14 protein-coding genes are annotated in these 12,962 nt (G+C 66.4%); 7 read left to right on the forward strand and 7 right to left on the reverse strand.

All coding sequences use genetic code 11. The features are described from left to right. Window positions 1-43 precede the first annotated feature (43 nt). Window positions 44-1,222, reverse strand: coding sequence for an N-acetylglutamate synthase, CG3035 family (locus CHEID_RS01380; RefSeq protein WP_112769332.1), 1,179 nt, complete (start codon window positions 1,220-1,222; stop codon window positions 44-46). After that, window positions 1,212-1,823 carry a peptide deformylase gene (locus tag CHEID_RS01385; protein ID WP_112769331.1) on the reverse strand — a complete coding sequence of 204 codons (612 nt, stop codon included), beginning with the start codon at window positions 1,821-1,823 and terminating at the stop codon, window positions 1,212-1,214. The genes CHEID_RS01380 and CHEID_RS01385 overlap by 11 nt, the downstream gene beginning before the upstream one ends. A gap of 27 nt (window positions 1,824-1,850) precedes the next feature. Between CHEID_RS01385 and CHEID_RS01390 the strand changes: the two genes are divergently transcribed. From CHEID_RS01390 to CHEID_RS01400, 3 genes are read left to right on the forward strand one after another with little or no spacing between them, the layout of a single operon-like run. Beyond that, window positions 1,851-2,069, forward strand: a complete 219-nt coding sequence (locus CHEID_RS01390; RefSeq protein ID WP_238596894.1) for a DUF3263 domain-containing protein — start codon at window positions 1,851-1,853, stop codon at window positions 2,067-2,069. A 9-nt stretch (window positions 2,070-2,078) separates the two neighbouring features. After that, window positions 2,079-2,798 (forward strand): LytR C-terminal domain-containing protein, encoded by a 720-nt coding sequence (locus tag CHEID_RS01395; protein WP_112769330.1) that lies wholly within the window; start codon window positions 2,079-2,081, stop codon window positions 2,796-2,798. Between the two features lie 21 nt (window positions 2,799-2,819). Continuing rightward, window positions 2,820-4,010 carry a glutamate--cysteine ligase gene (locus tag CHEID_RS01400; protein WP_112769329.1) on the forward strand — a complete coding sequence of 397 codons (1,191 nt, stop codon included), beginning with the start codon at window positions 2,820-2,822 and terminating at the stop codon, window positions 4,008-4,010. An 88-nt stretch (window positions 4,011-4,098) separates the two neighbouring features. Here the strand turns inward: CHEID_RS01400 and CHEID_RS01405 are convergent, their stop codons facing one another. Further along, window positions 4,099-4,719: a hypothetical protein gene (locus tag CHEID_RS01405; RefSeq protein ID WP_112769328.1), complete on the reverse strand. Its 621-nt coding sequence runs from the start codon at window positions 4,717-4,719 to the stop codon at window positions 4,099-4,101. 172 nt (window positions 4,720-4,891) lie between these two features. Further along, on the reverse strand, window positions 4,892-6,313 hold the full coding sequence (locus tag CHEID_RS01410) for a dipeptidase (RefSeq protein ID WP_112769327.1): 1,422 nt from the start codon (window positions 6,311-6,313) through the stop codon (window positions 4,892-4,894). A gap of 215 nt (window positions 6,314-6,528) precedes the next feature. On the opposite strand from CHEID_RS01410, the gene groL reads away from it, so the two are divergent. The 3 genes from groL (at window position 6,529) to ppk2 (ending at window position 9,976) form a co-directional block, all read left to right on the forward strand. Next, a complete protein-coding gene (groL, locus tag CHEID_RS01415; protein ID WP_112769326.1) occupies window positions 6,529-8,172 on the forward strand; it encodes a chaperonin GroEL in 1,644 nt (547 codons plus the stop codon). Between the two features lie 557 nt (window positions 8,173-8,729). Next, window positions 8,730-8,858: a PorACj family cell wall channel-forming small protein gene (locus CHEID_RS01420; protein WP_181645903.1), complete on the forward strand. Its 129-nt coding sequence runs from the start codon at window positions 8,730-8,732 to the stop codon at window positions 8,856-8,858. A gap of 248 nt (window positions 8,859-9,106) precedes the next feature. Next, window positions 9,107-9,976 (forward strand): polyphosphate kinase 2, encoded by an 870-nt coding sequence (gene ppk2 / locus CHEID_RS01425; protein WP_420536389.1) that lies wholly within the window; start codon window positions 9,107-9,109, stop codon window positions 9,974-9,976. 126 nt (window positions 9,977-10,102) lie between these two features. Here ppk2 and CHEID_RS01430 read toward each other — a convergent pair whose 3' ends face one another. The 3 genes from CHEID_RS01430 to CHEID_RS01440 all read right to left on the reverse strand — a co-directional run bounded on the left by CHEID_RS01430 (window position 10,103) and on the right by CHEID_RS01440 (window position 11,452). Then, window positions 10,103-10,549: a MarR family winged helix-turn-helix transcriptional regulator gene (locus tag CHEID_RS01430; RefSeq protein ID WP_112769324.1), complete on the reverse strand. Its 447-nt coding sequence runs from the start codon at window positions 10,547-10,549 to the stop codon at window positions 10,103-10,105. 68 nt (window positions 10,550-10,617) lie between these two features. Continuing rightward, window positions 10,618-10,932, reverse strand: a complete 315-nt coding sequence (locus tag CHEID_RS01435) for a rhodanese-like domain-containing protein (protein ID WP_112769323.1) — start codon at window positions 10,930-10,932, stop codon at window positions 10,618-10,620. Window positions 10,933-10,969: 37 nt separating this feature from the next. After that, entirely contained in the window at window positions 10,970-11,452 is a 483-nt protein-coding gene (locus CHEID_RS01440) for an inorganic diphosphatase (protein WP_112769322.1), read from the reverse strand. Window positions 11,453-11,568: 116 nt separating this feature from the next. On the opposite strand from CHEID_RS01440, the gene dacB reads away from it, so the two are divergent. Beyond that, window positions 11,569-12,957 carry a D-alanyl-D-alanine carboxypeptidase/D-alanyl-D-alanine endopeptidase gene (gene dacB / locus CHEID_RS01445; RefSeq protein ID WP_273661197.1) on the forward strand — a complete coding sequence of 463 codons (1,389 nt, stop codon included), beginning with the start codon at window positions 11,569-11,571 and terminating at the stop codon, window positions 12,955-12,957. The last annotated feature ends 5 nt before the right edge of the window (window positions 12,958-12,962 follow it).

The raw sequence follows: 12,962 nt of genomic DNA on the forward strand, positions 1-12,962 counted from the left end.
GCACCACACTACCCACCGGTCGGCGGTGCGAATCCCCCCGCTGTTACTCCCGGTGGTTGTCCGTGCTGGCCACGGTGATGCAGCGGTGGCGGTGGTGCTCGGAGAAACCCAGTCGCTGGTACAGCGCGCGGCCGGGCGTATTGCTCTGCACCACTTGTAGATACGCGCCCGAAGCACCTTCTCGGCGGCCCCAGTGCAACATGGCGATGCCCAGGAGGGTGCCCAGGCCCTGGCGTCGATAAGAGGGAGCGACCTCCACCGCCGAATACCCCAACCATTGCCGCCCACCGCCATGGGTGACGGTCCCTCGAGTGATGGCAGCCAACTGGCCATCGAGGAGCACGCGCCCGAAGCCCAGGTGGCCCTCGATGCGCTGGGACAGCAGCCGGAGCGCATGCCGGGGCAGGGGCTGGCCCCGGAAGTGGTACATGGACAGCCACTGCTCCTCCGGGGCGGGGTCGATCTGGACCTGCAGGCCATGCGAGGAAGGGGTGCCCCCCGGTCCCAGGCGGGCATCCATCCCCTCCGGCAGCGGCGGGAGGTCGGTGAGGTCGCGCGTCATGACGACGATCTCCGGACCCACGTCGGCTGAGGCGACGCCCTGGGCCGGGCGGCCAATCCGATCGGGGATCAGCAGGCGGGTCGGCAGGTGGTGCTCGGCGTAGAAGCGCTGGATCGCCGCCAGAGGAACGGGCTGGGTGCTGGCTTCCGGGGCCAGGGGGACGGCAGAGTTGCTCCGCTCCGTAATGCCATCGCCGGCGCGGGCGAGCCAGCCGCCGAACCACTGGTTGTGCAGGCCCGGGAAGGCCGCTGCTGTGGCTTCCTCCACCGCGCGGATATCGCGATTGCGGACCGGGCGGGCGCTGAGCGTCTTGAGCACGACGACGTCCTCATGGGGGATGGTGATGCCCGCGTCATCTTCCCCGTTGTACGTTGACGGGTGTGCTGGCGTTATAACCCCGGTGTTCCCAACAGCCTTGGCCCGCGCCTGCGGGCGCACCCGAAGCGGGTCGATGCTCAGCAACTCGCCGATCACATCCGTGACCGTGGGCCCGGAGGACCCCTCGCGCTCCTCAGCCGGTAGCAGCCGCCGCACAATGACCCGCGCGCCGGGCACGATACTCACGGGATCCGTGCGCCGGGAGACGGGAAAGCCCAGCCCCACCTCCCGCGCACCCGCCCGAGAAGCGGAGATGTCCGTGTCGCGCCGTTCAGTCGTCATGGCCGAAGGGGTCCTTATCCACTCCCGGGGTCCAGGTGTGCCCCGGGGTCACCCACCCCTCGGCCCTGATCGCCTTCTTTGCCGCCCGCCGCCAACGGCCGATCGTCTTGTCCGTGTAGAGGAATCCATCCAGGTGGCCCACCTCGTGCTGCAGGCACCGGGCGAAAAAGCCCGTCCCCTCGACGTCGACTGGCTGGCCCTGCTCGTCGAAGCCCGTGACCCGTGCCCACTGCGCCCGCCCGGTGGGGAAGGAGTAGCCCGGCACGGACAGGCATCCCTCCTCGTCGTCCTCCTCGTCCGGCATGGTCTCTGGAATTTCGGAGGTCTCCAGCTCTGGATTGATCACGCACCCCCGGCGCATGGTGCCCTTGTGGGGGCCGTCGATATCCGGGCAGTTGTAGACGAACAGCCGCTCCGTCCGGCCCACCTGGTTGGCGGCAAGGCCCACCCCGTGGGCCGCGTCCATCGTCGCGTACATGTCCGCGATGAGCGCCTGGATTTCCGCGCTGGGAGCGAGCCCGCCCAGCTCTACCGGGCGGGTGGGGTTGTGCAGGACGGGATCACCGGCGATCACGATGGGGAGGATGCTGGGGGAGGACATGGCCCCTTAGTTTAGGCACTAAGGTCTATGGCCATGCTCAGTGCTGAGGACAAGCGGATGCTGGCCTTCGAACGCCAGTGGTGGCTGCAACGCGGGGCCAAGAACGAACGCATCCGCGAGGAGTTTCACATGGAGCCGGTGCGCTACTTCCAGATCCTCAACGCGCTCATCGAGCGCCCGGAAGCCTTGGAACACGACCCGGTGCTGGTGCGCACGTTGCTGCGTCGCCGCGAAGGGGAACGGTAGGCTAGTTCCGTGACTGAACCGCACCGCCCGCGCCACGCGCTCGACGAAGATCCCGCTTTCGCCGTCCCGGCCGAAGCCCCAGAAACCACCGAACCCTCCCCGGGGCTGCCCCTGCGCGGTCTGGCCATGGTCCTGCTGGCCGTTGGGGCCCTGCTCGCCGCATGGGGGGCATTCAGCTTCTTCGGGGGATCTGACGGGGACCAGTCCACCAACGCCGCGCAGAGCGCCGCCACGTCCAGCGCGCGCATCTCCACCGTCCCCTCCGCGCCCCCGGCGTCTAGCAGCGCCGCCGCCCAGCCCAGGGGTTCCCAGCAGCCCCCCGCACCCAGCAGTGAGCCCCCGCGCGATGGCGGGGCCGCCGCCGGAAGCGGCACCGGCAACCAAGGGGCTCAGGTGGACCGCGCCCGCACCTACGTCACCGTGCTGAACAACAGCCCGGTGCAGGGCCTGGCCGGGGATACGGCGGGTAAGCTGCGCGGCCGCCAATGGGCCAACACCGGGGTGGGGAACCTCCCGGATACGCAGTATCGATTCCCGCGCTCCGTTGTTCTCTATCCCGCTGGGGACGCCAATGCCCGCGCCGCGGCCGAAAGCGTCGCATCCGATTTGGGCCTGCCCGCCGAGCAGCGCACCCCAGAGATCGATCGTTCCCTGGGCGGCGCCCGCATGCAGCAGGGCCCCAACCCCGGGGCGGTGGTCGTGGTGACCACCAACGATCTGGGTCGATAGCACGTCGCTATACTGAGCCGCATGGATTTTCCGCCCTCCCGACCCACTGTGGGCATTGAATGGGAGGTCTGCCTCGTGGACCGCAAGTCCCGTGAGCTCGTCCCGCGCGCCGGGGATCTGCTGGACCTCATGGACGAGCGCCACCCCGGGCACCGCGTGACCCGCGAGTTCATGGCGAACACGGTGGAGCTGGTCACCGGCATCCACGATGACGTTCCCGCCGCCGTGGCGGACCTGCGCGAGCAGCTAGGCCAGCTCTACGAGTGCGCAGACATCATGGGCGTGGACCTGTTTAGCGCCGGAACCCACCCCTTCGCGGATTGGGGGGACCAGCAGATGAGCGACAAGGCCTCCTACCGGGAGATCATCGAGCGCACCCAGTATTGGGGGCGCCAGATGATCATCTTCGGGATCCACATGCACGTGGGGGTGGGTAGCAAGGAGAAGGTGTGGCCCATCATCAACGCGGTTATGACCCACTACCCCCACGTGCTGGCCGCCTCCGCCTCCTCCCCCGCCTGGGAGGGGTTGGATACCGGCTATGCCTCCAACCGGACCCTGCTGTACCAGCAGCTCCCCACGGCCGGCCTGCCCTACCAGTTCACCACCTGGCAGCAGTGGGAGGAGTTCAACCGGGACCAAGACCGCTCCGGGGTGATCAGCCACACCGGGTCCATGCATTTCGACGTGCGGCCCTCCAAGTACGGCACGATCGAGATCCGCTTCGCGGACGCCACGATGGCGGTGTGGGAGGTCGCCGCCCTGAGTGCCTATGTGCACTGCCTGGTTTTGTATTTTGAGCGCGCCTACGATGCCGGCCAGCCGCTGCCGATCCTGCAGCCCTGGCACGTCGCGGAGAACAAGTGGCGGGCCGCCCGCTATGGGTTGCAGGCCCTCATCATCACGGACCGGGAAACCACCGAAAAGCAGGTGGCCGGGGAGCTGCGGCAGTGGGTTGACCGGCTCATGCCCCTGGCCCGGGAGCTGCACTGCGCCGAGGAGCTCTCCGGCATTCTGCGGATCCTGGAAACCGGCGGGGACTATGCCCAGTTGCGCCGGGCGGCGCGGGCGGCCGGCGCAGCCCTAGAGCCGGGGGTACGCACCCGCGGCGATGCCGGGGCGGAGGAGGGCTTCACCCAACCGCACGCCTGGCGCGCGGCCGTGGACCTCAATGTGGAGACGCTGCGGGCCTCCCTCGCCGAAGGGGCATAGACCCTTCGGCTCGAAAAGTGGGGACCGCGTTGGGTGGGGGTGGCGTCCTAAAGGAAGAGGACGCCGACCCTAGCGCCGATGCAGACCCCTAGCGCAGGTGCAGACGAGTGGCCGCGCTGCACAGGGCGCTGGCGATCGACAAATCCCGATTGGACCCGAACCCGACCGCCCAGACGCGCTTGCGCTTGTGGACGGTGTAGATGAAGGTAACGGTGGCCTCGAAGATGTCGTACTGGTGAAACTCCGCGATCTCCACGGCATACCCGTGATCGGCGAGGACCTCGCTCATGGCGCTCGCAACCCCCATGGCGGTGATGGAGACCTGGGTGCCGATGCCGTCGGAGCGCAGCCCGGTCATGCCGATCTCGTAGCCGAAGCGCCCGGAGGACTGCCGGGAGGAGTACCAGGACTCCACGCGAATATCGGCCGGGGCGTAGGTGTTGATGAAGCTCTTCCAGTCCAGGCCGCGGGCTTCCTCGCGCATGGCCTTCGGCAAGCGGCGCCCGAAGCGGGAGCGGAAGGGATCCTCCGCGAAAGTGCGGGTGCGTTGGCGGCGCTTCTCAATCCGGGAGGGGTTGGCCTCCGTGAAGGTCACGGCCGTGGAGCGGCGCAAATTCGGTTGAGCGGAATAGATCGGCTGCTCGCTATAGAACTCCGGGCGGGCGAAGCGGATGATGGTGGTGGGTTCGGCGGCGGTGTCGGTGAACATGTTTTTCGATCGGTCCTTGGAGGGTCGTGGCTGGTGCAGATGGTTGTCCGTCGGACCGACGCTTAAGCGGTGTACGCGGTTAACCCCGGTTGTGGAGGGGTCAGTCCGCGCCTCCACCCGGGTTGGGTACTCGCTTAAGAAGGGTGCTCATGGGCTAACAATGTAACGCGGTTCACTGGGTCTGGCAAACGTCTGCGGCGGTGCGGGCGAGGAAGAGCAGCTCGGCGGCGGCGATGGCGGCAATCTCCTCCGGGTGGACCGATTCATCCGCGGAGTGGATGCGGCAACTGGGTTCCTCGATGCCGTAGAGGGCCAGCTCCGCCTCGGGGTAGGCAGTCAGCAGCTTGTTGGTCAGGGGGATGGAGCCGCCGGAGGCGACCTCGGCGGTGGGCTTGTCGTACACGTCCGCTAGCGCCGTCATGAGGCGTTGCAGCGCGGGGCCGGAAGTGTCGGCGCTGAAGGGTTCTGCGGTGGAGAGCCGCTCGATCTCCATGAGGGCGTTGGGCCGGTTGCGTTCGAGGTGGGCGACGAGGAGGTCCTGGCACTCCTTGGGGTCCCGCCCCGGGGGGACGCGCAAGCTGATCACCGCTGCGGCGGCGCCGGGGACGGCGTTGATGGCATCCGCGACGGATAGGGAGTCTAGGCCGGTGACGGTGATGGAGGCGTTGGCGACCGTGAGGTCGTTGGGGGCATAGTTACGGTCCGTCCCGAGGACGTCTACTCCATTGAGGACGCCCGCGTTATCGCGGAACGTGGCCTCCGTGGGGCCCGCGCCCTCCCAGTGGGTGGTAGGGGTGAGGCCCTCAACGGCCACGAGGCCGTCCTCGTCGTGGAGGGTGCCGAGGAGGCGGATGAGCTCCAGGAGGGCATCCGGGGCGGCGCCGCCGAACTGGCCGGAGTGCATGGGTTGGGCGATGGTCTTCAGGGTGACCTGAACGGGGCAGGAGCCGCGCAGTGCCGTGCAGACGGCGGGCTCGCCGAGAGCGTCGTTGCCGGAATCGGCGATGAGGAAGGTTTCCGCGGCGAAGAGCTCCGGGCGTTCGGCCAGCAGGTCCTCTAGGCCGTAGCCCCCGCGCTCCTCCGAGCCCTCCACGACGATGCGCAGTCCCAGGTTTCGCAGTTCTGGGTGGCCGCCGTCGGCCAGCGCCTGGAGGGCGCGCAGGACGGCCAGGTGGACAGCGACATGGCCCTTGCAATCGGCCGTGCCCCGGCCGTACCAGCGCCCCTCGCGCTCGGTGAGGGTCCAGGGGTCCGAGGTCCACTCGGCGGTGTCCCCGGCGGGCTGGACGTCGTAGTGGGAGTACAGCAGGATCGTGGGGTATCCCTCGGCGGCGGGGCGGTGGCCGATGACGGTAATGGAACCGTCGCTGGTGGTCACGGGCTCCACGTTAACGCCGGCGGCGCGGAAGGCCTCTACCACCCAGGCGGCGGCGGAGGCGTTGGCTTCTTCCAGGCCGGGGGTGGAGTGGACGCTGGGGAAGGCGACGAGTTCACCGAGGTCCTGGCGTACCGTGGGCATCTGCTCGGCGATGAGGGCGCGCACGTCAGTAGGGGTGATGGGGGCTCCGGGGGCGGGTGAATTGGAGGTCGTCATGAGCCCCACCGTAGTACTCCATTAATCTTGCAGTCGGCCGAGGTGAGTGCTAGAACGGGGGCTAGCACTTTAGCCTTTGGAGTGCCAGCACAAATCTGTACATCCGTCAGATGCAGTGAGGGTGGGCGCCGCGACATTCGCCCATCCGCGCCGTCGCGGGCGCTGGGTCTGATCTACGCGTGTCGCGCCAACTCTAAACGGAGGATCAAAGCCAGATGGCGAAGATGATCGCATTCGACGAAGAAGCACGCCGTGGTCTGGAAAAGGGTCTGAACACCCTGGCAGACGCGGTCAAGGTCACTCTCGGCCCCAAGGGCCGCAACGTGGTCCTGGAGCGCAAGTGGGGCGCCCCGACCATCACCAACGACGGTGTCACCATCGCTCGTGAGATCGAGCTGGAGGACCCCTACGAAAAGATCGGCGCCGAGCTGGTCAAGGAAGTAGCCAAGAAGACCGACGACGTCGCTGGCGACGGCACCACGACCGCCACCGTCCTGGCCCAGGCACTGGTTCGCGAAGGCCTGCGCAACGTTGCTGCGGGCTCTAACCCCATGGGCATCAAGCGCGGCATCCAGGCCGGCGTGGAAAAGGTCACCCAGGAGCTGCTGACCACCGCCAAGGAGATCGAAACCAAGGAGCAGATCGCTGCGACCGCCGGTATCTCCGCCGCCGACGAGGAGATCGGCAAGCTCATCGCCGAGGCCATGTACAAGGTCGGCGATGGCCAACTGAACAAAGACGGTGTGATCACCGTGGAGGAGTCCAACGCCTTCGGCGTGACCCTGGAAGTCACCGAGGGTATGCGTTTCGACAAGGGCTACATCTCCGGATACTTCGCCACCGACATCGAGCGCGGCGAGGCTGTGCTGGAGGATCCCTACATCCTGCTGGTGTCCAGCAAGATCAGCAACGTCAAGGACCTGCTGCCGCTGCTGGAGAAGGTCATGCAGTCCGGCAAGCCGCTGCTCATCGTGGCCGAGGACATCGAGGGCGAGGCTCTGTCCACCCTCGTCGTCAACAAGATCCGCGGCACCTTCAAGTCCGTGGCCGTCAAGGCCCCCGGCTTCGGTGATCGCCGCAAGGCCCAGCTTCAGGACATCGCTATCCTCACCGGTGGCCAGGTCATCGCCGAGGAGGTGGGCCTGTCCCTGGAGACCGCAGACCTGCCCCTGCTCGGCACCGCCCGCAAGGTCGTTGTGACCAAGGACGACACGACCATCGTGGATGGCGCCGGTTCCACCGAGCAGCTGGCCGGCCGGATCAAGCAGATCCGCCAGGAGATCGAGAACGCGGACTCCGACTACGACCGGGAGAAGCTGCAGGAGCGGCTGGCCAAGCTCTCCGGCGGTGTGGCTGTGCTGCAGGTGGGCGCTGCTACCGAGGTGGAGCTCAAGGAGCGCAAGCATCGCATCGAGGACGCTGTGCGCAACGCCAAGGCTGCCGCAGAAGAGGGCATCGTCGCCGGCGGCGGCGCCTCCCTGCTGCAGGTTGCCCACGTTCTGGAGGACAACCTGGGCCTGGAGGGCGACGAAGCTACCGGCGTGCAGATCGTGCGCGCTGCCCTGTCCTCCCCGCTGAAGCAGATCGCCCACAACGCCGGTATGGAACCGGGCGTGGTCGTTGACCGCGTGGCCAACCTCCCCGCAGGCCAGGGACTCAACGCCGCTACCGGCGAGTACGTGGACCTACTGGAGGTGGGCATCTCCGATCCGGTGAAGGTGACCCGCTCTGCCCTGCAGAACGCCGCCTCAATCGCGGGCTTGTTCCTCACCACCGAGGCCGTCGTGGCCGACAAGCCGGAGCCCGAGGCACCGGCTATGCCCGGTGGCGACGAGATGGGCGGCATGGGCGGTTTCTAACTGCCCCTGTCCTCAGCGGTCCGGTCGGTACCTCTTGACCGAGGGGCTTGAAGGCCCGCTGGGAAAACGTAGGACCCGAAGAACCCCACCCGCTTTTGCGGTGGGGTTCGTTTCTTGCCCGACCTGGCCTTGCCCTCCGGGCCGACCGGCGCAACGCCGCCTCCTCGGGCCGACCGGCAACCCGCCCCGAGACGCCGCCACGGTTAGTCCGGGGGACGAGGAGGTCACGGAAAGATCACGGAATTGAGTGGCGCCTCCGAGGACTTTTCGGGCCTTTTGAAAAAGTTGTCTGCACCCTGTAACGCTAGCCAAAAGTGCAGTTCAGCGCGTCAAAAACATGGGGTAAACACAAGGTGAACAGAGGGGATTGAATCCCAGGAGTACCCCCGAATTGGGGCAAAATGTAACACTTTCCGTGGTTTTCCCCTCCCCGGGGTTGTGACCAAACTGAAACCCGCTATTCTCCTTGCTTAGACGGGCTCGTGAAGAGACGTCGGACACCTCCAAAATCGCCAGAACTCGCGCTGGCAACAACCTCATCAAGGGAGTATTTTCTCATGGGCATCTCTGACATCGTTGACCTCTTCGGCCAGATCAAGACCTTCATCAGCGGCTTCTCCTCCATCTTCGGCGGCCTGAAGGACATCCTGGGCACCATCGCTACCTGGGCTGGCGCTGAGGAGTAAGCTCTAGCTCTTCCAAGAGCTAACTCGACCCCGGCTTCGGCCGGGGTTTCTTTTACGCCCACGCGATCTGCTTCCTCCCACCCGCCAGCGGTTCACCTCACTAGACTGGTAATCATTGCCAGGGCGAGAAAGTCCCACCCCAGGCCGAGAGAACGATCGCACTCGAGAACAGGAGCACGCCCGCCATGTCTGAGGCCCACACCGAGGCTCAATCCGAGGGGAACCAAGACGCTACAGAGGAGTTCCACATGGTGGATCTCGCGGCCACGGAGGGGTACCTCGTGGACGATTCGGACGAGGATGACCCCACCCTCATCACCCCGGACGGCCACCGGGTGGACACCTGGCGGGACGATTACCCTTACCCCGAGCGCATGAGTCGTGAGGAGTACGAGTCCACCAAGCGCTCCCTGCAAATCGAGCTGCTGAAGTGGCAGAACTGGACGAAGGATACGGGTCAGAAACACATCATCCTCTTCGAGGGCCGGGACGCCGCCGGCAAGGGGGGCACGATCAAGCGCTTCAACGAGCACCTCAACCCCCGCGGTGCCCGCACCGTCGCCCTGGAAAAGCCCACCGAGCGCGAATCCACCAGTTGGTACTTTCAGCGCTACATCGAGCACCTGCCCTCCGGCGGGGAGATCGTCTTCTTCGACCGCTCCTGGTACAACCGCTCCGGGGTGGAGCGCGTCATGGGCTTCTGCACGGCTGGCCAGCATGCCGAGTTTTTGCGGGAGGTCCCGATGCTGGAGAACATGCTTATGGGTTCCGGGATTTCCGTGACCAAGCTGTGGTTCTCCGTGACCCAGAAGGAGCAGCGCACCCGCTTCGCCATCCGCCAGGTAGACCCGGTGCGCCAGTGGAAGCTCTCCCCGATGGACCTGGCCTCCCTGGACCGCTGGGACGACTACACCCGGGCGAAGGAGGAGACCTTCCGCTACACGGACACGAACGAATCCCCGTGGATCACGATCAAGTCCAACGACAAAAAGCGCGCCCGCATCAACGCTATGCGCTACGTCCTCAGTAAGTTCGAGTACACGGGCAAGGATCATGAAGTGGTGGGGGAGCCGGATCCGAAGATCGTCAAACGTGGCCGCGACCAGATCGGCGATTAACCGCCCCTTTTTGGCCGCAGATCATCCTTGTCATCTGAACTGCCCGGGTGGTTGATCGGGCCCGGCATGTCTGCCCGCCTAGCTTGTCGAAGCGCCCGGATTTCCTACCTGCCCGGTGGCCGTCGCCTAATCCTCGTCGGCGGCGATGATGGACTTCGCCAACTTGCGCAGGTGCTTGAGCTGCTTGGAGGTGGACTCGTCCAGGGCCTCGTCCTCTGCAGCGTGAACCAGTGGTTGCAGGGCGGAGTGGGCCTTGCGCCCCTTCTTGGTCACGGAGATGATTTGCCGACGGCGGTCCTTCGGGTCCTTCACCCGCTTGGCCAGGCTGCGCTCCTCCAGGGAGTCCACGAGGCGAACCATGTCCGAGCGGTCCACGCCGAGGATCTCCCCTAGGGTGGCCTGGCTGGCGGCATCCCCGGCGACTAGGCAAGTGAGGATCCAGTACTCGCGCAGGTTGAACCCCTCGGCGGCGAGGGCCTGCTCAACGTGGTCGCGGGTGCGGCGACGGAGGCGCTCGAGCTGGAAGGAGGGGGAGGACAACAAGTCCGAGGGGAGGGGCATGGACTCACGCATGCCCCTAGTCTACGTCCAATGGTGGGGGTTGTCTAACAGTGGGGTATGCCCACTATCTAGCGGGTCTGCTACTTGGAGTTTCGCACGATCGGGAGATCCGCATCCCGCCAGCCGGAGGTGCCGTTGGCCACGTTGATGGCCTCCACACCATTCATTTCCAGCCACTGGCAGGCCCGCGCGGACCGGCCCCCGGAGAGGCAGATGACGTAGACGTCCCGGTTGAGGTCCAACTCCCCGTAGCGCTGCTGGAGTTCGGACAGGGGAAGGTTCGTGGCCCCCTCGGCGTGCCATTCAATGAATTCGTCTGCCTCGCGCACATCGACTAGCTGCGCGTCGGCCGGCACGTCGGTGGGCTGGACGGTCTCAAACTGAAAGTCGCTCATACTTCCGCATTCTATGCCAGCGGGGGCGACATGCCCCCTAGCCCTGGTAGCGCTCGACAGCCTCGGCGAGGATGCGCTCTGCCTCGGCGGCCTCACCCCAACCGGAGCCCTGAACGTCCTTGCCCGGCTCCAAGTCCTTGTAGTGAGTGAAGAAGTGCTCGATCTCGGAGCGAGTGAACTGGTCCACGTCGCCCAGGTCCTGAATGTGGCTGAAGCGCACGTCATCCACAACGCACAGCAGCTTGTCATCGCCGCCGGCTTCATCCGTCATCTTGAACACACCGACCGGGCGGGCCTTCACAATGACCCCGGGGAACACCGGCTCCGGCAGAATCACGAGGGCATCCAGGGGGTCCCCATCCTCACCGAGGGTGTGGTCGATGAACCCGTAGTCGGCCGGGTAGGCCATGGGGGTGAATAGGTAGCGGTCGAGGAAGACCTTGCCGGTCTCGTGGTCTACCTCGTACTTGTTTCGAGAACCCTTGGGAATCTCGATGGTGACTTCGATGCTGGTGGCCATTTGGGTAAACCAACCATCCTTCGTGTGCTCGTTGAGATAAAGGGAGTCAAAGAACTCCCCGCTATACTAGCGGCCCTGCAACCCCCCGACCGATTTGAAGGCGGACGTAAACAACCATGAGCACCTCCACCGCCAAGCCCGCCGGGCGCCCGCAGGGGCGACGGGGCATCCTTCGCCTGCCCGTCCGCTGGCTGGTGGCAATCCTTGTGTTCCTGCTGGTTCTGGTCCTGCTCATTGCTGCCGCCGTGTGGTTCGCAGGGGCCCACCGTTACACGGTCCAGGCTGCGCCGGAGCCGGCCGTCCCCCAGCCCCTGGTAACCCCCGCCCGGCCCACGGCCGCCCCTCCAGCGCAGATGAACCTCGGGGCGGCGGCAGCGGACCCCGCCTTGGGCAAGCTCTCCGCCCACGTCACTGATCTCGAGACCGGTCAGGTCCTCTTCGCGCAAGATGAGGGAAAGCCGCTGGTCCCGGCGTCCGCAGCAAAATTGACCACGTTCGCCGCCAGCACCCTGACCCTCCCCCGGGACCACCGCCTGGCCACCAGAGTTCTCCAGAACAGCCCGGAGGAGCTGGTCATCCGGGGCGAGGGCGATGTGACCCTGGAAAAGTCCCCCGGCAGTGGCTTCTTCACGGGGCCGGCCAGTGTGCAGGACCTGGCGCAACAGGTCCGGCGCTCGCTCGGCGCGGATGTGGGCAAGATCGAACGCATTAGGGTGGACAACAACGTGCGGGAATCCGCCCTGTTCAACCCTACGTGGGACCGCAAGGACATCGGCGGAGGGAACGTCACCAACCTGGACGCCGTCATGCTCGACGCCGGGCGATTGGATCCCTCCGATAGCTACTCGCCGCGCAGTGAGCACCCCGGGCAGGACGTCGCCGCCAATCTCGCCGATCAGCTCGGCCTGAGCGGCGTGGATACGGGGGTGACCGATGGGGGTCAGGTCGCGGGCGGATCCGGCGGCCGGGAGGTGGCCAAAGTGGAATCCGCCCCGTTGAGCGTGCGGCAGCGGGACATGATGGTCCACAGCGACAACCTGCTGGCGGAGGCCATCGGCCGCGAAATCGCAGCGGCCGCCGGGAAACCGGCTACCTTCGACGGGGCCACCCAGGCCACCCTGGAGATATTGCGCAGCCACGGCATCGATACCGAGGGTGCCGTGCTCAAAGACAACTCCGGAATGAGCGGGGACGATCGCCTCACCGCCCGTACTCTCGACAGCATCCTCGCCAACGCGGACCTGCGCGGGAAGCTGGAGGAACTGCCCGTTGCCCACGCCGAGGGCACATTGTTGACCCGGTTTGGTCAGGGGAGCGGTGCCGAGGATGCCGCCGGGCGGGTGCGCGCCAAGACGGGGACCCTGTCCGGTGTCAACGCGCTGGCCGGTAGCGTCACCACAAAATCCGGGCGGCCGGTGAGCTTCGCCTTCCTGTCCAACGCCTCCGAGGCGGATTCGGCCCGGCCCGCGCTTGATCGCCTCGCCGCGGCGCTGTACCGCCAGTAGGGGGG

It is taken from the genome of Corynebacterium heidelbergense, assembly GCF_028609845.1.
GTDB lineage: Bacteria > Actinomycetota > Actinomycetes > Mycobacteriales > Mycobacteriaceae > Corynebacterium > Corynebacterium heidelbergense.